General features: G+C 60.0%; 16 protein-coding genes and 1 rRNA gene. 9 read left to right on the plus strand and 8 right to left on the minus strand.

Features of this window, described 5'->3' with window-relative positions:
* Window positions 1-12: 12 nt before the first annotated feature.
* From C8C89_RS04815 to C8C89_RS04835, 5 genes are all read right to left on the minus strand, one after another.
* Entirely contained in the window at window positions 13-801 is a 789-nt protein-coding gene (locus tag C8C89_RS04815; RefSeq protein WP_133989027.1) for an enoyl-CoA hydratase/isomerase family protein, read from the minus strand.
* A 22-nt stretch (window positions 802-823) separates the two neighbouring features.
* The gene (locus C8C89_RS04820) at window positions 824-2,446 is read right to left on the minus strand and encodes a carboxyl transferase domain-containing protein (protein WP_101483268.1); all 1,623 of its coding nucleotides are present in this window, start codon (window positions 2,444-2,446) and stop codon (window positions 824-826) included.
* A gap of 40 nt (window positions 2,447-2,486) precedes the next feature.
* Window positions 2,487-2,930: a YchJ family metal-binding protein gene (locus C8C89_RS04825; protein ID WP_133989028.1), complete on the minus strand. Its 444-nt coding sequence runs from the start codon at window positions 2,928-2,930 to the stop codon at window positions 2,487-2,489.
* 92 nt (window positions 2,931-3,022) lie between these two features.
* Window positions 3,023-4,309, minus strand: coding sequence for a D-amino acid dehydrogenase (locus tag C8C89_RS04830; RefSeq protein WP_133989029.1), 1,287 nt, complete (start codon window positions 4,307-4,309; stop codon window positions 3,023-3,025).
* 90 nt (window positions 4,310-4,399) lie between these two features.
* A complete protein-coding gene (locus C8C89_RS04835) occupies window positions 4,400-5,746 on the minus strand; it encodes a serine hydrolase domain-containing protein (RefSeq protein ID WP_243857897.1) in 1,347 nt (448 codons plus the stop codon).
* A gap of 227 nt (window positions 5,747-5,973) precedes the next feature.
* Here C8C89_RS04835 and C8C89_RS04840 point away from each other — a divergent pair, with 227 nt between their 5' ends.
* Entirely contained in the window at window positions 5,974-6,714 is a 741-nt protein-coding gene (locus C8C89_RS04840; RefSeq protein ID WP_133989030.1) for a GntR family transcriptional regulator, read from the plus strand.
* 2 nt (window positions 6,715-6,716) lie between these two features.
* On the opposite strand, the gene C8C89_RS04845 is transcribed toward C8C89_RS04840, so the two are convergent.
* On the minus strand, window positions 6,717-7,850 hold the full coding sequence (locus tag C8C89_RS04845; protein ID WP_133989031.1) for a nuclear transport factor 2 family protein: 1,134 nt from the start codon (window positions 7,848-7,850) through the stop codon (window positions 6,717-6,719).
* Window positions 7,851-7,992: 142 nt separating this feature from the next.
* On the minus strand, window positions 7,993-9,051 hold the full coding sequence (locus C8C89_RS04850) for a helix-turn-helix transcriptional regulator (protein ID WP_166674670.1): 1,059 nt from the start codon (window positions 9,049-9,051) through the stop codon (window positions 7,993-7,995).
* Between the two features lie 187 nt (window positions 9,052-9,238).
* Between C8C89_RS04850 and C8C89_RS04855 the strand changes: the two genes are divergently transcribed.
* The 7 genes from C8C89_RS04855 to C8C89_RS04885 all read left to right on the plus strand — a co-directional run bounded on the left by C8C89_RS04855 (window position 9,239) and on the right by C8C89_RS04885 (window position 16,690).
* Window positions 9,239-10,120: an N-acetylmuramic acid 6-phosphate etherase gene (locus tag C8C89_RS04855; RefSeq protein ID WP_101483262.1), complete on the plus strand. Its 882-nt coding sequence runs from the start codon at window positions 9,239-9,241 to the stop codon at window positions 10,118-10,120.
* A 45-nt stretch (window positions 10,121-10,165) separates the two neighbouring features.
* Window positions 10,166-11,464 carry an MFS transporter gene (locus C8C89_RS04860; RefSeq protein WP_133989033.1) on the plus strand — a complete coding sequence of 433 codons (1,299 nt, stop codon included), beginning with the start codon at window positions 10,166-10,168 and terminating at the stop codon, window positions 11,462-11,464.
* A 91-nt stretch (window positions 11,465-11,555) separates the two neighbouring features.
* Window positions 11,556-13,217, plus strand: coding sequence for a family 10 glycosylhydrolase (locus tag C8C89_RS04865; RefSeq protein WP_133989034.1), 1,662 nt, complete (start codon window positions 11,556-11,558; stop codon window positions 13,215-13,217).
* Between the two features lie 94 nt (window positions 13,218-13,311).
* On the plus strand, window positions 13,312-14,259 hold the full coding sequence (locus tag C8C89_RS04870) for a BadF/BadG/BcrA/BcrD ATPase family protein (protein ID WP_243857898.1): 948 nt from the start codon (window positions 13,312-13,314) through the stop codon (window positions 14,257-14,259).
* Between the two features lie 30 nt (window positions 14,260-14,289).
* Window positions 14,290-15,090, plus strand: a complete 801-nt coding sequence (locus tag C8C89_RS04875; RefSeq protein WP_133989035.1) for an N-acetylmuramoyl-L-alanine amidase — start codon at window positions 14,290-14,292, stop codon at window positions 15,088-15,090.
* Window positions 15,091-15,173: 83 nt separating this feature from the next.
* Window positions 15,174-16,076 (plus strand): LysR substrate-binding domain-containing protein, encoded by a 903-nt coding sequence (locus C8C89_RS04880; protein ID WP_101483257.1) that lies wholly within the window; start codon window positions 15,174-15,176, stop codon window positions 16,074-16,076.
* Window positions 16,076-16,690 carry a M15 family metallopeptidase gene (locus tag C8C89_RS04885; protein ID WP_101483256.1) on the plus strand — a complete coding sequence of 205 codons (615 nt, stop codon included), beginning with the start codon at window positions 16,076-16,078 and terminating at the stop codon, window positions 16,688-16,690. The genes C8C89_RS04880 and C8C89_RS04885 overlap by 1 nt, the downstream gene beginning before the upstream one ends.
* Before the next feature lie 12 nt (window positions 16,691-16,702).
* On the opposite strand, the gene C8C89_RS04890 is transcribed toward C8C89_RS04885, so the two are convergent.
* Entirely contained in the window at window positions 16,703-18,082 is a 1,380-nt protein-coding gene (locus C8C89_RS04890) for a sodium-dependent transporter (RefSeq protein WP_101483255.1), read from the minus strand.
* A 494-nt stretch (window positions 18,083-18,576) separates the two neighbouring features.
* Here C8C89_RS04890 and C8C89_RS04895 point away from each other — a divergent pair.
* A 16S ribosomal RNA gene (locus C8C89_RS04895) occupies window positions 18,577-20,107 on the plus strand.
* Window position 20,108 lies beyond the last annotated feature (1 nt).

Genomic DNA, 20,108 nt, shown 5'->3' on the forward strand with positions numbered 1-20,108 from the left:
TTAGTCCATGCGCTAGCCCATGAGCCAACCCGGCTTGCGCTTGTCGAGGAACGATTGCACGCCTTCGCGTCCCTGCTCCGAGGCGCGGATCTGCGCGATGCGCTCGGCGGTGTCCGCCAGCAGTGCGTCATCGACCGGCTGGCCAACGATCTCGCGCACCAGCGTTTTCGCTTGCGCCACGGCGTGCGGGCTGTTGCCCGTCAGCGCTTTGAGCACCTCGGCTGTTTTCGCGTCCAGCGCGTCGCCAGCGACTACCTCGTGGGCAAAGCCGATGCGCAGCGCTTCCTGCGCAGAGAATCGCTCTGCGGTCAGGAAATAGCGGCGTGCCGCGTTTTCGCCCATGGCCTTGATGACATACGGTGAAATAGTGGCCGGGATCAGTCCCAGCCGCACTTCGCTCAGGCAGAAATGCACGTCTTCCGCAACCAGAATGATATCGCATGCGGCGACCAGGCCCATGCCGCCCGCATAACAGTCGCCCTGGATCTTCGCCACGACGGGCTTGGGACACAGGTAAATCGTGCGCAGCATCTGCGCCAGCTGCAGCGCGTCGGCCTGGTTTTCGGCATGCGTGTAGCCGGCCATCTTCTTCATCCAGTTCAGGTCCGCACCGGCGCAAAAGGCCACGCCATTGGCCGCCAGCACGATGGCGCGCACCATGTCGCTGCGCCCCAGGCCTTCGAAGGCGCGCGCCAGTTCGGCGATCGTCGTCTCGTTGAAGGCATTGCGCACGTCGGGTCGGTTCAGGGTCACGGTGGCGACATTGCCCTCGATGACCAGTTTTAAGGTTTCAAATTCCATGCTCTTCTCCCTGACATGCCGGTTACATACGAAACACGCCGAACTTCGTGTCCGGGATGTCGGCGTTGAGCGCAGCCGACAGGCCCAGGCCCAGCACCATGCGGGTATCGGCCGGGTCGATCACGCCATCGTCCCACAGGCGCGCGGTGGCATAGTAGGGGTGGCCCTGGTGTTCATATTGATCCTTGATCGGCTGCTTGAAGGCAGCTTCCTCGTCCGCGCTCCATTCGCCGCCCTTGCCCTCGATGCCGTCGCGCTTGACGGTCGCCAGCACGGAAGCCGCCTGGTCGCCGCCCATGACGGAAATGCGCGCGTTGGGCCACATCCACATGAAACGGGGAGAAAACGCGCGGCCGCACATGCCGTAATTTCCGGCGCCGAAGCTGCCGCCGATGATCACAGTGAATTTCGGCACGGCGGCCGTGGCCACAGCGGTCACCATCTTGGCGCCATTGCGGGCGATGCCCTCGTTTTCGTACTTGCGGCCTACCATGAAGCCGGTGATGTTTTGCAGGAAGACGAGCGGGATCTTGCGCTGGCAGCACAATTCGATGAAATGCGTGCCTTTCAGCGCCGATTCGGAGAACAAGATGCCGTTATTGGCGATGATGCCCACCTTGACGCCATAGATATGCGCAAAGCCGCAGATCAGGGTGGTGCCGTAGCGCGCCTTGAATTCGTCGAAATCGCTGCCGTCGACGATGCGCGCGATCACTTCGCGTACATCGAAGGGCTTGCGTGTGTCGACGGGGATCACGCCATACAGTTCCTGCGTCGGGTATTTCGGCTCGACGGACTCGCGTAGCGCCATCTGCTGCGGCTTCGTGCGGTTCAGGTTCGAGACGATGGTGCGCGCCAGCGACAGCGCGTGCAGATCGTTTTGCGCCAGGTGGTCGACCACGCCGGACAAGCGCGTGTGCACGTCGCCGCCGCCCAAGTCTTCGGCCGTCACCACTTCACCGGTGGCCGCTTTGACCAGCGGCGGGCCGCCGAGGAAAATCGTGCCCTGCTCCTTGACGATGATCGATTCGTCGCTCATGGCCGGCACATAGGCGCCGCCGGCAGTGCAAGAACCCATCACCACGGCGATTTGCGGAATCCCCTTGGCCGACAGGTTCGCCTGGTTGTAGAAGATGCGGCCGAAATGGTCGCGGTCAGGGAAGACGTCGTCCTGGTTCGGCAGGTTGGCACCGCCCGAGTCGACCAGGTAGATGCAAGGCAGGTTATTCTGGTCGGCGATTTCCTGGGCGCGCAAATGCTTTTTCACCGTCATCGGGTAGTAGGTGCCGCCCTTGACGGTGGCGTCGTTGCAGACGATGACGCATTCCTGGCCCGAGACGCGGCCAATGCCAGTGATGATGCCGGCGGAAGGCGCCGCATCGACGCCTTTGGCGTCCTGGTACATGGCGTAGGCGGCCATCTGGGAAAACTCGAGGAAGGGCGTGCCGGGATCGAGCAGCATCTGCACGCGGTCGCGCGGCAACAGTTTTCCGCGCGCCAGGTGCTTGGCGGCCGCCGCCTCGCCGCCACCGGCCGCGATTTTCTCGACCTTGTCGCGCAAATCGTCGACGATGGCTTGCATGGCCGCGGCATTAGCCTTGAAATCTTCACTGCGGGGATTGAGTTTGCTTTCGATGTGCGGCATTGCGGTTCCTTTTTATGATCGCCCGGTCTCTCGGGTCGCGCTATTCGGGAAAACTGCCGTCGAGATAAAACCAGCGCATGCCACCGTCACCAGCTTCGCGCACGAAGCGGCTCACTTCATGCAGGCGGTGCGCGCGGCCATTGACCTTGTAGCGGGCCACGAATTCCACGCTGTCGCGGTGTATCTCTTCGGCTTGATCTGCTGATTCTGCTTTACGTTGACGTAAACGTAAAGCAGATTTTACCTCAAGTCCCAGCCAGTGGACTTTTTCTTCGTCGGCAAATAAAGCGTCGGCAGGGCGGGTGCTGGCATGCCAGGTGGCGCGCAGGTATGGCTCATTGCGCAAGGTAAACGCCGTGTAGCGCGAGCGCATCAGGGCTTCGGCCGTGGGCGGCAAGGCGTCGCCCGTGATATACGGGCCGCAGCAACTGGCGTAGGAGGCGCCGCCACAGGGGCAGGCGGCAGATGTCGAGGGTGTGGGCATGCGCTGGCAATAAGGAACAGAAAAGAGGGATCAGGAAAGTTCCGCAATTATCCGCCATATCGGCAGCGGCGCGTGCGCGCCGTCTTGGCCTGCTATTTTTTCGGGCTGAGGAAGTCCAGCGCGAACGGTGGCGCCTTGCCGGCCATGACATCGGCGAGGATGCGCGCCGTGCCGGCGGCAAAGGTAAAGCCCAGCGGGCCATGGCCCACATTCAGCCACAAGTTCGCATATTTGCTGGCTCCCACCAGCGGTGCGCTGTTCGGCGTGGCAGGGCGCAGGCCGGCCCAGGCTGTGGCCTGCTCGTAATCGGCGCCGTGCGGCATGGCTTCGCGCGCCAGGCGCGTCAGGCCGGCGATGCGGCCCCAGTCTATGCTGTTGTCGGCGCCCACCATGTCGACCATGGCGGCCACGCGCAGGTCGCCACCGATGCGCGCATACAGCACCTTGCGCTCGAAATCCGTGATGCTGATCTCGGGCGCCTGGTCTTGCGCACGGATGGGGGCCGTCAGGCTGTAGCCTTTCAGCGGATACAGGGGCAGGTAAATGCCCGCCGTGGCGGCCAGGTCGCGGCTTTGGATGCCGGCCGCCAGCACATAGTGATCTGCCTGCAACAGGCCCAGGCTGGTGTCGATACCCGTGATCTTGCCCTTGTGCGTGACGAGGCGGCGCGCCTCGCCTTTTAATAGCAGTGAACAATTCGGGTGCTGCAGCAAGCGCGCTTCCAGCGCCAGGCAAAAGGCGTGGCAATCGGCCACCGCTTCACCTTCGGTAAAGATGCCGCCCGCCAGGGCGCCCTGCAAGGCGGCCAGCGCCGGTTCGCGCTGTACCGCTTCTGCGGGAGACAAGACGATGCGCGCCTCTTCCGATTCGGGCCGGGCCACGGCCCGCTGGAAGATGGCGGGCGAACGGTAGACGATGAGCTTGCCCGCATCGCGCCAGGCATACGCTTCCGGCGGGACCGTCAATTCCAGCTGCGCCATGCCGGTGCGGCTTAATTCTCCCAGTTGCAGCAGCTTGGCCGTCGTGCGGGCATTGCTGGCGCCGTTGCAATTGCGCAAGAAACTGGCCATCCAGCGCCATTGGCGCCAGTCCGCCTCGGGACGGAAGCGCAGCGGGCCATCTTTCTGCAGCAGCCATTGCAGGGCTTTGAAGGGCACGCCCGCGTCGGCCAGGGGCGCCACATAGCGATAGCTGAGCTGGCCGCCATTGCGGTAGCTGGCGGCAATGGCCACTTGTTCATTGCGTTCCAATACAGTGACCTTGTAGCCGGCCTCGGCCAGCCACCAGGCCGATGTCAGACCGACGACGCCGCCGCCGATGATGATGACTTGTTGCTGCATGTTGCCTCGCTGCGTTGCGCTCCCATGGTGCGGGAGCATTCGGGAAGAGCTTAGAGGCTGGCCGTTCAGGGAGCCAATGAAACATCATGGTGCAGCCATAACTTTCAGGAATGCACTGTTTCAGTGAGATCATTCATGCTTGTCGATCGCACCACGGTATAAGGTGGTGAGTATCAATTCCTCGCTGCGCCCCATGGCGGAATAGGTGCCCGGATAGCGTTCCGGGTCGCTGCCCGTGCCACCCACCAGGACCACCATGCCGTTGTTGTTCTTGAAATCAAGCACGAAGGCGGAGACGAGGCCGTACGCCTCACCCAGATGTCCCACGGCGGAGAAACTGGCGCCCTCGACCAGGCCGTTGCCCTGCCCCTCCACCGCATCGAATTGCTGGTTGCCCAGGCCCCAGGCGCGGTACAGGCCCCGCTCGCTGTCGCCATTGCTGCCATTGTCGCCATCGGGCGCCAGCTGCCATTGGCGGCCAAACATCAGCGCGAGGCTGGTCGGCTGCAGCAGTTGCTTGCCTTGATGGCGGCCACCGTCGAGCAGCATCTGCATGACGGTGCCCAGTCCCGCAGCGGAAATGCGCAAGCCGCCCGTGGGACTGAAGACGGTGGCGTTGCTGCCTATGACATAGTTGGCCAGGCCGGCAGGTGGGCGCTTGTAAAAATCATCGGCCTGGGCGATCCACGGCCCTTGCGCTTGCCATATTTCCGTCTCCAGCGTGCGCTTGCGGTACAGCGTGGCCGTATTCTCCACCTCGTCCGTGGAAAATGCCGCCGGATAATAACCGCCGCGCACATCGAGTGGATCGAGCACCAGCCGCCGCATCAGCAGGTCGAAGCGTTCACCCGTGACTTTTTCCATCACGGTGCCGATCACGCCCCAGTTCAAGTTGGCATACGTAAAATAGCGGCACGGCGCGGTGTGCTTGTCCCACATGCTGTCGTTGCCAGCCGTAAACACGTCACGCAGCCTGCGTTCGGGGCCCCATGAGTATCCTCCCGCGTCGCGCAGCGAGGACGTGTGGCTGAGCAAGCTGCGCAGGGTCACGGCTTGCTGGGGGAAATGCGGGTTGCGAAGGGAAAAGCCCAAATAGATGCCCACGTCCTGGTCCAGGCTCAGCTTGCCTTGCTCGACCAGCCGCATCAGGCCCAGCGCGGTCATCATCTTCGATACGGAGGCGATGCGAAACAGGGTGGCCGGCGTCACGGGCAAGCTGTCCGCTGGCGTAGCGCCGATGTGCCGGTAGCCAAATTGTTGCTGATACGATACCTTGCCGTGGCGAATGGCCAGCACGGACAGGCTGGCCAGCGGGTGGGCCGGGTCATCGACGATGGCCGACAGCGCTGCATCGAGCGCACGCTGCTGCCCGTCTTGTCGCATCGTGCTGGTGCTGTTGCCAAGCGGGGCGGCCAGCGCCGTCCAGGTCGTACCCAGCAGCAGCAAGCCCAGCAATCCCGTCATTTTGTTGATCATGCTTTCCCTATGTCATGGTGGATGGACGCCTTGCCAGCATAGGGTGGGATGGTTTGCCACGCTAATGAAAATTGCTTATTTATCTATAATGCAAAGCTATACCTACGGTAAAACATTGTTTTTTTAAGTGTATAACCGTTATTTATGGTCATTTTCCATTTATTCATGGGTGGACGGGCTACGCGCAAGCGCCATCGCTATTACACTAGGAGGACAAGGAGAACTGTATGAGCCAGACCAGCGTAGAACTCAAGGTCGATTTAAATGACAATTCGCCTTTATATATGCAGATCGCCCGCAAGCTGAGCGATGACGTACGCAACGGCCGCTACCAGGTAGACCAGGCCCTGCCCTCTGAACGTACCCTGTCCGAACTGCTTGACGTATCGCGCGTGACTGCCCGCAAGGCCATCGACCAGCTCGTCGAGCAAGGCCTCGTCGTGCGCCGCCGTGGGTCGGGCAACTATATTGCCCCGCGCATCGAGCAGCCGTTATCGAACCTGTCGAGCTTTTCCGAGCAACTGCAGCAGCGCGGCTATCGTCCCGGCTCGCGCTGGCTCAAGCGTGAAGTCGTCATCGCCAGCAGCGATGAACAGCTGAGCCTGGGCCTGGCGCAGAATACGAAAGTGGCGCGCCTGGAGCGCTTGCGCCTGGCCGACGACGTGGTGATGGCGTATGAAGTGAGCGTGCTGCCCTTCAGCGTGGTGCCGGACCCGGGCGCCGTGGGCGATTCGCTGTACGAGTACTTGAGCAGTATCAGGAAGGCCCCCGTGCGCGCCTTGCAGCACATCCGTGCGATGAATGCGACGGACGTACTTGCCAAGCAGCTGGGCATCCCCGATGGCCAGGCCGTGCTGTTCATCACGCGCATCGCCTACCTGGATTCGGGCGAAGCGGTGGAACTGACGCATTCGTATTGCCGCAGCGATCATTACGATTTTGTCGCGGAAATGCGCCGCGCTCCATAAATCTACTGCTGGAACAGGCGGATCATGGATTCCGCCACGCCGACGGACGACTCCCAGCTCATGCCGGTCACCAGCCGGCCATCGACCTCGACGTGACTCTTGCCGTTGGCGCCATGCCTGAAGATGCCGCCATGGCGCTTGATACTGGCTTCTGCCGAAAAGGGATAGGCCTTGTATACCGGCGATTCCTTGTTGAGATACGCATCGGGGAAGGAGGTGAGCACCTTGCCCTGGATCAGGAAAGTACCGTCACTGAGCTTCAGGTTCTTGATGCCCTCGGTGCCATGGCAGATGGCCGCGATCACCCCGCCTTGTTGTTCGTAAATACGCAAGGCGATGTCCTGGAGCGGCTTGTTTTCCGGGATGCCGACGATGGCCGCGCCGCCGCCGACGAACGCCATGCCCGCATACTCGTCTGCCCTGACCTCGGAGACAGGCATGGTATGGGCCAGTGCCCACATGAAATCACTGTCGTACAGATGCCTTTTTAATAACTCATCCGACGTGACGATCATTTCCAGCGGAATGGCGCCACCCTCGGGACTGACGAAGTCGACCGCGTACCCTGCTTTGCGAAAGACATCATAGGTATAGGCAAGCTCGGGAAAATTATTGCCTGCGTTAATTTTCGTGCCGGGATATTGATGGACATTCGACACGACCAGCAGCACCTTGCGTGCCTGGCGCGGGGCCGCTGGTTCGCGATGGGCCGACTTGCTGATGATCTTCCAGTTGCCGGCGATCTTTTTCAGCAGGAATACATCCACATAGCGGACCCCTTGCTGGGGAATGTGGATCTCGGCCTTGGCGGTGGCCACCTTGCCGCTCACATCCACCTTGATCAGTCGCCCGTGGCGTCCATTGAATTGCCCTATTTTCTCTTGGGAAAAGAGTTTTGCGTATTCCGGACCGCTCAACTCCCATTCCGCATCATTTTTGCCGTCGAGGTAAAGGCGGGAAGTTGCATGGAAGGCCTGGTTGATCTCGTCCTGTACGTTGAAGCTGGTGCCATGCAGATACAAGCGCACGGTTTCCCGGATGGCAATGTCGTCCTGGTCTGCGGTTGCGGCGGTACCGATGGCGGCGATACTTAGCAAGTAACAGGCGAGTACCGTGCGCAATAAAAACTGAATCATGACTTTACCCTGAGTGAAGAACTGCGTTTATCGGAGCAACGACTATTTCAGATCGTTGCTGGTCGATAAGTTATCGAAATGCAGGGGAATTGATGTCGCCAAACATGATTTCAGACTCCGGAATGGCGATTCCGGAGAGGATTTACGCGGAAATGGCCCTGGCCGCCTGGCCAGATTGGACCCGGAAGCTGGCGGGCGTCTGCCCGGCAACTTTCTTGAAGGTAGAGTAGAAGGTGGAACTGGAATTGAATCCGCAGCGCTCGGCAACGATATCCAGGTTCAGTTGCGGCTCGTCGGTCAATACCTGTTTCGCTTCGGCGATACGGTATTCGTTGACGTAGGTAGTGAAGCTCTTGCTCAGCTTGTCATTCAGCACCTGCGATACCTGCGCCTGCGTGCATCCCGCCCGCTTGGCCAGTTGGGGCAGGGTGAGGTTCGGATTCAGATAGGATTTCTGCCCGCTCATCTGCTGTTCCAGCGCAGCGAGCACGGCAAGCGCATCTTCGTGCGTCAGGCGGCTATTCTGGTACTTCTGCTTCGGGTCGGCAGACGTCGAGGTTTCCTTTCTCAGCAGAAAGACCATGACCGCGACATGCAGCGAGAAGGTGAACGACAAGGCGCCGACAATATAGGACGTGAACGGCGTGCTCGCGTACGCCGCCAGCATGACACAGCTGCCTGCAAAGACGCTCAGCGGGAGCACGCTGCTGGTGGCCATCCGCTGTCCGTCGTTCAACCACGCATGGCGGCTTTGCCAGAGCAACTTGGCAGTTGCCAGCAGGTAGCATAGCCAGAACACATGAATGGCATGGCTCGACAGGTCCCACACGGGACGATACGCGGAATACGGAAAGGCAACGCCTATGCCTATCAGCAGGAAGGACAAGCCGAGATGCCAACGCCATTGTTGGCCGGCAGGCAACTGCGCCAGCCCGGCCAGGAAAGAGCGCACATAGAGATAGGTCAAGGGACCGATCAGCAGGCAGGCCGACAGGCCCAGCTGGCGGAATTCAATGGCGATCGCAGGGTTGAAGAAGAGGAAGGCGGATTTGGCGGTGCGCACCCCGACGGCAAGCAGCAATGCACCCAGCATGCAGTCGGCGAGGCAGCGAGGCCGGCGGCTGAAAAAATAGACGGCCAGGAAAATACCGTTGATGGCGCCAAGAGCGCTAAACAGGAACAGCAATTGGCGAGCGATCATGGGGCGTGTCGTGGATGTTGGCGTCGAGCTGAAGTATAGACACAAACGGGAGCGTATCGAAGTACAAGTAGCACCCCACCTTCCTGCACTAGCCATAAGCTCCCGTTATGCCCACCTGCCAAGCTTTCATGGTTGATGTCGCTGGTTGGTATTAAACTGGTTTCACCTTCAACCATGTTCTGAAATCATGTTGAAAACTGAAACCCCGAGCCGGCGGCATCCGGATCTGGATCTGTACCCGGTAGAGCAATTGGTGGCGGCCCTGGTCGATGATCAGTTCTGGGCCGTCGAAGCCGTGCGTCTGGCGTCGCCGCAAATCGGGGCCGCCATCACGGCCGCCCTGCCCCGCATCGCCGCTGGCGGACGCCTGCTGTATGTGGGTGCGGGCACATCGGGCCGCCTGGGCGTACTCGACAGCGTTGAACTCAATCCCACCTTTTCCTGGCCGCCCGAGCGGGCCGTCGCCATCCTGGCCGGCGGGGCGGGTGCCATGTTTGCGGCCGTCGAAGGGGCGGAAGATGATGTGGAGCAAGGCGAGCGGGATTTGCTGGCCCTGCAGCCGCAGGCCAATGATGTGGTGATCCTGCTGGCCGCCTCCGGCGCCACGCCGTATGTGCTGGGCGCGCTGCTGGCTGCGCGCACGGCGGGCGCCCTGACCATCGGCATCGCCAATAATGTGGATGCGCCCGTGGCGCACGAGGCGCAATGCGGCATCGTGCTCGACACGGGCATGGAAGTCATTTCCGGCAGTACGCGTTTGAAAGCGGGCACGGCACAAAAAATCACCCTGAACACGATTTCCAGCGCCCTGATGGTGGGTTTGCATAAAACTTACGGAAACTTGATGGTAGACTTGAAGCCGACCAACGCCAAGCTGATCTGGCGGGCGGTGCGTCTGACCATGCATGCCACCGGCGCCAGTGAGGCGCAGGCCAGGACCGTGCTCGAGCAATGCCACTATCACGTCAAGGTAGCGATTGTTGCCTTGATCAAAAAAATCAATACAAACCAGGCACAGGCATTGTTGGCCGGCGCGGACGGCAGTGTGCGGGCGGCACTGGCGGCCTGATCCGATGGCGCGGCATTCTTCTGTCTGGGAGACAAAGAAGGATGTATGGAGCTAGCGAAACAAACCGCCCCGGCGCGCACGAATAAGCCGTGGCTGTGGATCCCCTCCCTGTATTTCGGCCAGGGCATTCCCTATGTAGTGGTCATGACCTTGTCCGTGATCATGTACAAGAACTATGGTTTTTCCAATACGGATATCGCGCTGTATACCAGCTGGCTGTATTTGCCCTGGGTCATCAAGCCCCTGTGGTCGCCCTTCATCGATATGTACCGCACCAAGCGCTTCTGGATCGTCGGCTTGCAACTGGTGATCGGCGCTGCGCTGGCGCTGGTGGCCCTGACGACGTCCCTGCCGCATTTTTTCCAGATCAGCCTAGCCATCTTCTGGCTGATGGCCTTCAGTTCCGCCACGCATGATATTGCCGCCGACGGCTTTTACATGCTGGGCCTGGAAGAACACCAGCAAGCGGCCTTCGTCGGCGTGCGCAGCACGTTTTACCGTCTGGCGATGATTGCGGGCCAGGGTGGTCTCGTGTTTCTGGCCGGCTATTTGACGCATGCGACGGGCAATGTGCAGCTGGCCTGGTCCGTCGTGTTTGCGATTTTGGCCGGCCTGTTCATCGCCCTCTTCCTGTATCACTATTTTGTCTTGCCGAAACCGAAGGAGGACCGCCCCAGCATCCAGGGCGTCGGTATTTCTCCTATGCAAGAGTTCGTCGCCACTTTTGCCGCCTTCTTCAGGAAGAAGGATATTCTCGTCATCCTGGGCTTTTTGCTGCTGTTCCGCCTCGGCGAAGCGCAACTGTTGAAGTTGGCCGCACCCTTCCTGCTTGACCCCGTCGCCAAGGGGGGCCTGGGCCTCAGCACGGAACAGGTGGGCCTCGTCTACGGCACCATCGGCGTAATCGCCCTGACCCTGGGTGGCTTGCTGGGCGGTTACATCATTTCCCGCTTCGGCTTGAAACGCTGCCTGTGGATCATGGTGCTGTCCGTTCACTTGCCCGATCTGGTGTTTGTCTACCTGGCCAGCGCCTTGCCCAGCAGCATCTATGTGATCGCCAGTGGCATTGCGCTCGAGCAATTTGGCTATGGCTTCGGTTTCGCTTCCTATATGTTGTACATGATCATGGTTTCTGACGGCGCGCATAAAACGGCCCATTACGCCATTTGCACGGGTTTCATGGCCCTGGGCATGATGCTGCCAGGTATGGCGAGCGGCTGGATACAGCAAATGCTTGGCTACCAGCATTTCTTCATCTGGGTTTGCATCGCCACCATTCCTGCTTTCATCATGGCAGCGCTGGTCAAGATCGATCCCGAATTCGGCAAGAAGGCCGAGGCCTGATTCTTTTGAACCGTGCGCCCGCAAGGATGGCGGGCGCACAGTAAAATGCCCGCACCGATAGACCTGCGCTTCACCACTGCAAGGAATTGTTTTGTTGTCTACTTTCAAAAAACGCCTGGGCACCACGGCTGGCGTGCTGGCCGCGCTGGCCACCGCCACATTGCTTAGCAGCTGTACCAGCACCAAGCTGCCCTCCGCAGTGACGCCAGGCGAAGCGGGTTTGCCTGCCACGCCGCCCGTGCAGCACATCACGGGCGAAGTGCCGCCGCCGGCGCCGCGCGAATTCCGTGCCGCCTGGGTCTCGACGGTCGCCAATATCGACTGGCCCAGCCGCAACAATTTGCCGGTAGCCAAGCAGCAAGCCGAGGCGATTGCCATCCTCGATCGTGCCAAGTCCTTGAATCTGAACGCGATTGTGCTGCAGGTACGGCCCAGCGCGGACACGATTTACCCATCGCAACTGGAGCCATGGTCTGAATACCTGACCGGCAAGCAAGGCCAGCCACCACTGCCCCTGTATGATCCGCTGGCTTTCTGGGTGGCGCAGGCGCATGCGCGGGGCCTCGAATTGCACGCCTGGTTCAACCCGTACCGGGCCCGTCACGCGACAGCCAAGTCGCCGCTGGCACGCGACAGCTTCGCTTCCACCAACCCGGCATCCGTCAAGCAATACGGCCGCTATCTGTGGATGGACCCGGGCGATGCCGCCGCCTCGAAACACACGACGGACGTGGTGCTCGACGTGGTGCGCCGCTACGATATTGATGGCGTGCACATCGACGATTACTTTTATCCGTATCCGATCGACGCGCCTGGCGCCGGCGCCGGTGCCGAGACGGCCGCGCTGGATGCGGGCAATGGCGGCGCCAAGCGCGAACTGCCGTTTCCCGATGAACCTTCCTGGCAGCAATATCTGCTGGCCGGTGGCCAGCTGGACCGCCCTTCCTGGCGCCGCCAGAACGTCAACCAGCTGATCGAAGCGTTATACACAGGCATCCACCGCGAAAAGAGCTGGGTGCGCTTCGGCATCAGTCCGTTCGGCATCGGCCGTCCCGACCGCCGCCCTGCCGGCATCGTCGGCTTCAGCCAGTACGACAAATTGTATGCGGATGCGGAACTGTGGCTGGCCAAGGGCTGGCTCGATTACCTGTCGCCGCAGCTGTACTGGCCCGTGGCGCAGGCGCCGCAAGCGTTTGGCGTGCTGCTCGACTATTGGCTGGCGCAAAACCCGTATGGCCGCCACGTGTGGCCGGGTTTATATACGAGCCGGATCGACAATTCCGCCAAGTCCTTCACGCCGCAAGAGATTATCAAGCAGATCGAAGTGACGCGCACGCGCCCCGGCGCGAATGGACAAGTGCATTTCAGCATGGTGCCGTTGATGCAGAACCGCAAGGGTGTCAGCGAGCAACTCAAAGCGACCGTGTATCAAAGCCCAGCCCTGATTCCCGCTACGCCGTGGCTGGGCAAGGAAGCACCGGGCACGCCTGTGCTGGCCTTGCGCCGCGCTTCCAGCAGCCTGAACGTCAAATTGGCGGCGGGCGGCGGCAAACCCGTGGCCCAGTACGCCGTCTGGGCCCGCTACGGCGAAGACTGGCGCTTTACCGTGGTCACAGGCGTACAGGGCGAGCTGACCCTGGTCGATGACGCCACTGGTAAAGTCAACGCGGTGGTGGTCAGCGCCGTGGACCGTCTCGGCAATGAAAGCCCCCGCGTCACCGTGCGCGAACCGTTTACGGCCCCCGCCAAGTAATTGTTGCCGGCGCACCGGCAGTCCATAACCTGCAGGCATGAAACATGCGCAAGCTTTCATGCCTGCAAGCTTCGCTTGGCTTTACACTCATGCCATGATTTCCTTCCCTACAGCCAATAATGCAGTGCCCGTGCTGGGCCTGGGCATCGACGCGGGCGGCACGCAGACGCGCTGGGCTCTGGCCACCGTTGACGGCGCCATTGTGGCCGACGGCACAGTGGAAGGCTTGTCTGCTTTGCAAATGAGCAGCGATGCGGGCCGCTCAGCCGTGCACGCCACGTTTGCCCGGCTGTGCCAGGCCGTGCTGGCTGTTGGCCAGCCGCGCGCCGTGGTGGCTGGCTTGACGGGCTTTGGCGGCGACGATGTTGTCCTGGCGCAAATGCTGGCCACCTTGCTGGCGCTGGACGCCGCCCACGTCAGCGTGGGTAACGATATCGACATTGCTTATCGCGACAGTTTTGAACCGGGCGAAGGTTATCTGGTCTACGCTGGCACGGGTTCGATTGCCGCCTGGATCGATGCGGATGGCGGGTTTCATCGCGCGGGCGGGCGCGGCGTGCTGCTCGACGATGGCGGCGGCGGTTACTGGATCGCCCGCGAAGCCTTGCGCCATATCTGGCGCCGCGAAGACGAGGCGCCCGGCAGCTGGCAAAGTTCGCCCATGGCCCAAGCCGTGTTTGCGCAACTGGGCGGCAGCGACTGGTCATTGTCGCGCGCCTTCATGTATGGCCAGGACCGGGGCGCTATCGGCCGGCTGGCGCTCGCCGTGGCCGCCAGTGCGGAAAGCGACCCGTTCGCGCTGGATATCTTGCAGTGCGCGGGGCGGGAACTGGCGCGCCTGGTGCTGGCCCTGACGGCGCGTTACGGCCCCCGTCCCGTGGTGCTGGCGGGGCGGGCGGCGCAATTGCACCCAGCCATCGCGGTTGCCATGCGCGCTGCTTTGCCGGTATCGTTGATGATGGAGCAAAAAGTTGCCCGTTCGCATGAGGCCGCAGCCAAGTTGGCAGCCAGGACGGCCAGCTTGTATGCCGGCAAAGACTGATTATTTTATTAACCCGACCATGGATCTTGCATGAAAAAAATCGCCCTCGCCCTGCTGGTGGCCCTGCTCTCCGCCTGTACCACGCCCGCGCCGCACCTCGACCATAGCCTGACGGCGCGCAGCCAGAGCCCGCGCGTGAAATTCATCGTCCTCCATTACACGGTCAGCGACTTGCCGCGTTCGATCAAGATCCTGACAGAACAAGTAGTCAGCAGCCATTATTTGTTGACCGACACGGACAAGCCGAAGTTTTACGTGCTGGTCGACGAATCGCGCCAGGCCAATCACGCGGGTGTGAGTAACTGGAAGACTTATACACAGTTGAATGTCAGCTCGATCGGCATCGAGATCGTCAACCCCGGCTACAAGGACACGCCGGAAGGCCGCCTCTGGTATCCCTTCCCGCAGGCACAGATTGATGAGTTGATTCCGTTGTTGAAAGATATCCAGGCACGCTACAACATCGCGCCGGAAAATATCCTCGGCCACAACGAAATCGCCCCGCAGCGCAAGCAGGATCCGGGCCCCCTGTTCCCATGGCGCCAGCTGGCCGATGCGGGCCTGATCGTCTGGCCCGATGCCAACCGTGTTGCCGCGCAGCGCCTTATTTTTGAGCAGCAAGTGCCGGACGCCGTCTGGTTCCAGAAGAAGCTGGCCCAGCACGGTTACGCGACGCCGAATACGGGTATCTTCGACGAAGCGACGCGCAATGTGCTGATCGCCTTCCAGATGAAATACCGCAACACATTGTTTGACGGCACGCCCGATGGCGAAACGGCGGCCTTGCTGGAAGTGCTGACGACGCCGGCGCCAGCTGTTGCAACAAAGTAGCACGGCCGTTCCAACCCATGACTTTTTCTTATATGCTGAACGTTGACGGCCCAAGTGGTCACGGCAAGGTAAAGGAATAGCTCATGCGGCTGCGTCATATCGAAGTGTTTCATGCCATCATGCAAGTTGGCACCATCAGCGGCGCGGCCCAGGTGCTGCATATTTCGCAGCCGGCCGTGACCAAGGTCTTGCAGCACTGTGAGTTGCAACTGGGCATGCCACTGTTCGAGCGCGTGCGGGGCAAGCTGTACCCGAAACCGGAGGCGCACCGCCTGTTTGTCGAGACGGAAAAGCTCAACCGCGATTTATTGGGCATCCGCCGCCTGGCGGCCAGCCTGAAGGGCCATGCGGTGGAAACCATCCGTTTGGTGTCCACGCCGACGCTCGCCATCAGCGTCTTGCCGTTTGCCATGACGGAGTGGCGCCGCGACTTTCCCCACACGCGTTGCCAACTGGCCACCCACCACACGGGCGAGATCGTCAATACCCTGCGCCTGGGTGAAGCGGACCTGGCCGTATCGCTGCAAGACCCGCGCCATCCGGGCATCGTGGCCGAACCGATTGCGCACGGTGTCATGACGGTGATTGCGCCGACCGGCACCTGGCAGGGGGCAGATTGCGGCACGCCGTTGACGGCGCATGGCCTGAATGGCGAGCTGATCGGCCATGCGGACAACGATCCGCTGGGCGAACTGGTGGTGGCCGCTTGCGAGGCGCAGGATATCCACCCTGTCTTCAGTACCGTGGTGCAAACCTATCAAATTGCCCGCTCCCTGGTGGAAGCGGGCGCCGGCATGGCCGTGGTCGACCCGTTTACGGCCGCCTCCGGCTCGCCCGATCGCCTGCAGCGCCGTCCTTGGGCGCCGAGCATCCCCATCCAACTGTATTTATTGACGGCGAGCCACTCGCCGCTGTCCCATGGCGCGCGGCGGCTGGCCGACAGCATTGGCGTGGCGGCGCGCAACTGCCTGGAAAGAGGAGTCTGATGTCTGTTGCAAGTTTGCAATTGGAAGCGGTCGGCAGCGATCCGCAATTTCGCCACCTGAGCAGTATTGACGGCATCGCCGTCGACTTGCGCTACGCTACGCCCGACAATTTTGTCGGCCGCGATTTATATAACCCCATCGATTGCGCCTGGCTGCATCGCGATGCGGCCGCGGCACTGGAACAGGCCGTGGCCTGGCTGGCCGCGCATCGCCCCGATCATCATTTATTGGTGCTCGACGCCCTGCGTCCGCAGCGGGTGCAGCAGCAACTGTGGGATGCGCTGCAGGGAACGGAGTTGCTCGGCTATATCGCTGAACCGTCGCGCGGCTCGATCCACTCGTTCGGCATGGCGCTCGACATCACCATCGTCGGACCTGACGGGCAGGAACTGGACATGGGCACGGGCTTTGATGACCTCAGTGAGCGCTCGCATCCAGCGCTGGAACTGGTTTTGCTGGAAAAAGGGGAAATTACGCAGGAGCAAGTAGAACACCGCCGCTTGTTGCGGGACGCCATGTTCCAGGCGGGCTTCTTTGGCATCAACAGCGAATGGTGGCATTTCGATTGCGGCGACCGGGTGCTGGTGCGCCAGACCTACACCCGGGTGCTCTAGTTACTGAAGCAGTTAGAAAACCTTCAAACCTTTCAGCATCACGATCAGGATCAGCACGGGCGAGACAAAGCGCAGCAGGAACAGCAGCACATGCGCCAGGGCCTTGTTCTGCAACTGTCCGTGATTGCCGATCGCATCGATGAAATGTTGCTTGCCCCAGGCCCAGCCTGTGAACAAGGCAATCGCGATCCCACCCACGGGCAGGAAGATATTCGACGAGACAAAGTCGAACAGATTAAACATATTCAAATTAAACAGCTTGAAGTCCGCCAGGGTGCTGTTACTCAGCGCGCATACGGAACCGAGCATGGCCAGCAGCAGCATGGTCACAACCGTAGCCTTGGCACGTGTCCAGCCAAAGCGTTCATGGAAGATCACCACGGGCACTTCCATCAGCGACAGCATCGCGCCCGTTGCGGCGACTGCGGCCAGGATGAAGAACACCACCATCAGAACTTGCCCCATGGGAATTTGTGAAAACACGGCGGGGATGGTGATGAACACCAGCGACGGTCCCGCGCTGGGGGCGAAGCCAAACGTGAACACGGCGGGGAAGATGGCGATGCCAGCCAGCATCGATACACCGAGGTCTGCAGCCATCACGCGCAAAGTCGTGACGGGGATATTCTGGTCATCGCGGAAATAGCTGCCGTAGGTCATCATCGTGCCCATGCCGACAGATAACTTGAAGAAGGCCAGGCCCATCGCGGTCAGCACGACGGAAGCCGTCAGCTTGCTGAAGTCCGGGCGGAACAAAAAGGCCAGGCCTTCGCCCGCTTTATCCAGCGACAGGCTGACCGCACATAGCAGCAGTAGTAACAGAAATAGCAACGGCATCAGCTTCTTGGCGATCGCTTCGATGCCTTTGGTCACGCCCAGCATCAGGATGCCGCCGATAAACAGCAGCACGCCCCATTGCCACAACAGCGATTGCAGGGGATTGCTGATCAGTGAAGCGAAGGCCGCTTCCGTCACCAGCTTGTCGCTGCTGAGGATGGAGCCATCGATGGCCTTGGCGATATAGGCAAACACCCAGCCGACCACTTCCGAGTAGAACGCGACGATCAGGAAGGCTGCGACCATGCCGATCACGCCAACCAGCCACCAGGGCTTGCCCTTCGGTGCCAGCTGTTCCATGGTCGAGATGGGATTGACCTTGGCCCGGCGCCCCAGGGTAATTTCCGCGATCATCACGGGCAATCCCACTAATAGGGTGGCGAGCAAATAGATGAGCAGGAAGCCGGCGCCCCCATTGGCGCCCGTCAGATAGGGGAATTTCCAGATGTTGCCGAGACCGACTGCGGAGCCGAGGGTGGCGGCGAGCACGCCGAAGCCAGTGGTAAAGCCAGCTCGTTTCAGGGTCAGGCCTGATCCTTGAGCTTGTTGTTTCATGGTGAATCTTCTATGTTTCTATATATAGGCAAGCGCCGTTTGGCGCGAAGGGGGCGAAATTGTAGCAGTTGCATGCAAAAGCTCCGGAAAAGCCTTGCTACTACTGGGGCGCTTTGCTATAGTTCGCCTCCCCGATGAGACGCACTGGTTTGCGGCACAAAAGGGACAGCCTTCAGGGGCTGGGCAGTAAAAGAAGGAGTTGACGATTGTGCTGAAATGCTTCATACTCTTCCTTCTTCGCAGCTGACAAACACAACGCTTTGTCGATAGCGCGAAAGCAGTACCGATCACAGTTCTTTAACAATTAACAGTCGATAAGTGTGGGCATTTGATGTAAGTGCAGCGTCAATCTTCGGATTGGCGTCTAACTTAAAATATCAAATGTTCACAAGAAATAATGAAATAGGATACTTCTTCGGAAGTAGCCTGTCAGTTTTTTGAGTGAGCGACCCGTCGCAAGACGGTGCCAATAAAATGGCAAAGTAACAGAGATTAAACTGAAGAGTTTGATCCTGGCTCAGATTGAACGCTGGCGGCATGCCTTACACATGCAAGTCGAACGGCAGCACGGAGCTTGCTCTGGTGGCGAGTGGCGAACGGGTGAGTAATATATCGGAACGTACCCTAGAGTGGGGGATAACGTAGCGAAAGTTACGCTAATACCGCATACGATCTAAGGATGAAAGTGGGGGATCGCAAGACCTCATGCTCGTGGAGCGGCCGATATCTGATTAGCTAGTTGGTAGGGTAAAAGCCTACCAAGGCATCGATCAGTAGCTGGTCTGAGAGGACGACCAGCCACACTGGAACTGAGACACGGTCCAGACTCCTACGGGAGGCAGCAGTGGGGAATTTTGGACAATGGGCGAAAGCCTGATCCAGCAATGCCGCGTGAGTGAAGAAGGCCTTCGGGTTGTAAAGCTCTTTTGTCAGGGAAGAAACGGTGAGAGCTAATATCTCTTGCTAATGACGGTACCTGAAGAATAAGCACCGGCTAACTACGTGCCAGCAGCCGCGGTAATACGTAGGGTGCAAGCGTTAATCGGAATTACTGGGCGTAAAGCGTGCGCAGGCGGTTTTGTAAGTCTGATGTGAAATCCCCGGGCTCAACCTGGGAATTGCATTGGAGACTGCAAGGCTAGAATCTGGCAGAGGGGGGTAGAATTCCACGTGTAGCAGTGAAATGCGTAGATATGTGGAGGAACACCGATGGCGAAGGCAGCCCCCTGGGTCAAGATTGACGCTCATGCACGAAAGCGTGGGGAGCAAACAGGATTAGATACCCTGGTAGTCCACGCCCTAAACGATGTCTACTAGTTGTCGGGTCTTAATTGACTTGGTAACGCAGCTAACGCGTGAAGTAGACCGCCTGGGGAGTACGGTCGCAAGATTAAAACTCAAAGGAATTGACGGGGACCCGCACAAGCGGTGGATGATGTGGATTAATTCGATGCAACGCGAAAAACCTTACCTACCCTTGACATGGCTGGAATCCTGAAGAGATTTGGGAGTGCTCGAAAGAGAACCAGTACACAGGTGCTGCATGGCTGTCGTCAGCTCGTGTCGTGAGATGTTGGGTTAAGTCCCGCAACGAGCGCAACCCTTGTCATTAGTTGCTACGAAAGGGCACTCTAATGAGACTGCCGGTGACAAACCGGAGGAAGGTGGGGATGACGTCAAGTCCTCATGGCCCTTATGGGTAGGGCTTCACACGTCATACAATGGTACATACAGAGCGCCGCCAACCCGCGAGGGGGAGCTAATCGCAGAAAGTGTATCGTAGTCCGGATTGTAGTCTGCAACTCGACTGCATGAAGTTGGAATCGCTAGTAATCGCGGATCAGCATGTCGCGGTGAATACGTTCCCGGGTCTTGTACACACCGCCCGTCACACCATGGGAGCGGGTTTTACCAGAAGTAGGTAGCTTAACCGTAAGGAGGGCGCTTACCACGGTAGGATTCGTGACTGGGGTGAAGTCGTAACAAGGTAGCCGTATCGGAAGGTGCGGCTGGATCACCTCCTTTC

Source organism: Janthinobacterium sp. 75 (assembly GCF_004365495.1).
Lineage (GTDB): Bacteria > Pseudomonadota > Gammaproteobacteria > Burkholderiales > Burkholderiaceae_D > Janthinobacterium.

Excerpts from the sequence above, each read along its gene's own strand:
- C8C89_RS04815 (WP_133989027.1), bottom strand. The coding sequence starts at position 801 with ATGGAATTTGAAACCTTAAAACTGGTCATCGAGGGCAATGTCGCCACC.
- C8C89_RS04820 (WP_101483268.1), bottom strand. The coding sequence starts at position 2,446 with ATGCCGCACATCGAAAGCAAACTCAATCCCCGCAGTGAAGATTTCAAG.
- C8C89_RS04825 (WP_133989028.1), bottom strand. The coding sequence starts at position 2,930 with ATGCCCACACCCTCGACATCTGCCGCCTGCCCCTGTGGCGGCGCCTCC.
- C8C89_RS04830 (WP_133989029.1), bottom strand. The coding sequence starts at position 4,309 with ATGCTCCCGCACCATGGGAGCGCAACGCAGCGAGGCAACATGCAGCAA.
- C8C89_RS04835 (WP_243857897.1), bottom strand. The coding sequence starts at position 5,746 with ATGATCAACAAAATGACGGGATTGCTGGGCTTGCTGCTGCTGGGTACG.
- C8C89_RS04840 (WP_133989030.1), top strand. The coding sequence starts at position 5,974 with ATGAGCCAGACCAGCGTAGAACTCAAGGTCGATTTAAATGACAATTCG.
- C8C89_RS04845 (WP_133989031.1), bottom strand. The coding sequence starts at position 7,850 with ATGATTCAGTTTTTATTGCGCACGGTACTCGCCTGTTACTTGCTAAGT.
- C8C89_RS04850 (WP_166674670.1), bottom strand. The coding sequence starts at position 9,051 with ATGATCGCTCGCCAATTGCTGTTCCTGTTTAGCGCTCTTGGCGCCATC.
- C8C89_RS04855 (WP_101483262.1), top strand. The coding sequence starts at position 9,239 with ATGTTGAAAACTGAAACCCCGAGCCGGCGGCATCCGGATCTGGATCTG.
- C8C89_RS04860 (WP_133989033.1), top strand. The coding sequence starts at position 10,166 with ATGGAGCTAGCGAAACAAACCGCCCCGGCGCGCACGAATAAGCCGTGG.
- C8C89_RS04870 (WP_243857898.1), top strand. The coding sequence starts at position 13,312 with ATGATTTCCTTCCCTACAGCCAATAATGCAGTGCCCGTGCTGGGCCTG.
- C8C89_RS04875 (WP_133989035.1), top strand. The coding sequence starts at position 14,290 with ATGAAAAAAATCGCCCTCGCCCTGCTGGTGGCCCTGCTCTCCGCCTGT.
- C8C89_RS04880 (WP_101483257.1), top strand. The coding sequence starts at position 15,174 with ATGCGGCTGCGTCATATCGAAGTGTTTCATGCCATCATGCAAGTTGGC.
- C8C89_RS04885 (WP_101483256.1), top strand. The coding sequence starts at position 16,076 with ATGTCTGTTGCAAGTTTGCAATTGGAAGCGGTCGGCAGCGATCCGCAA.
- C8C89_RS04890 (WP_101483255.1), bottom strand. The coding sequence starts at position 18,082 with ATGAAACAACAAGCTCAAGGATCAGGCCTGACCCTGAAACGAGCTGGC.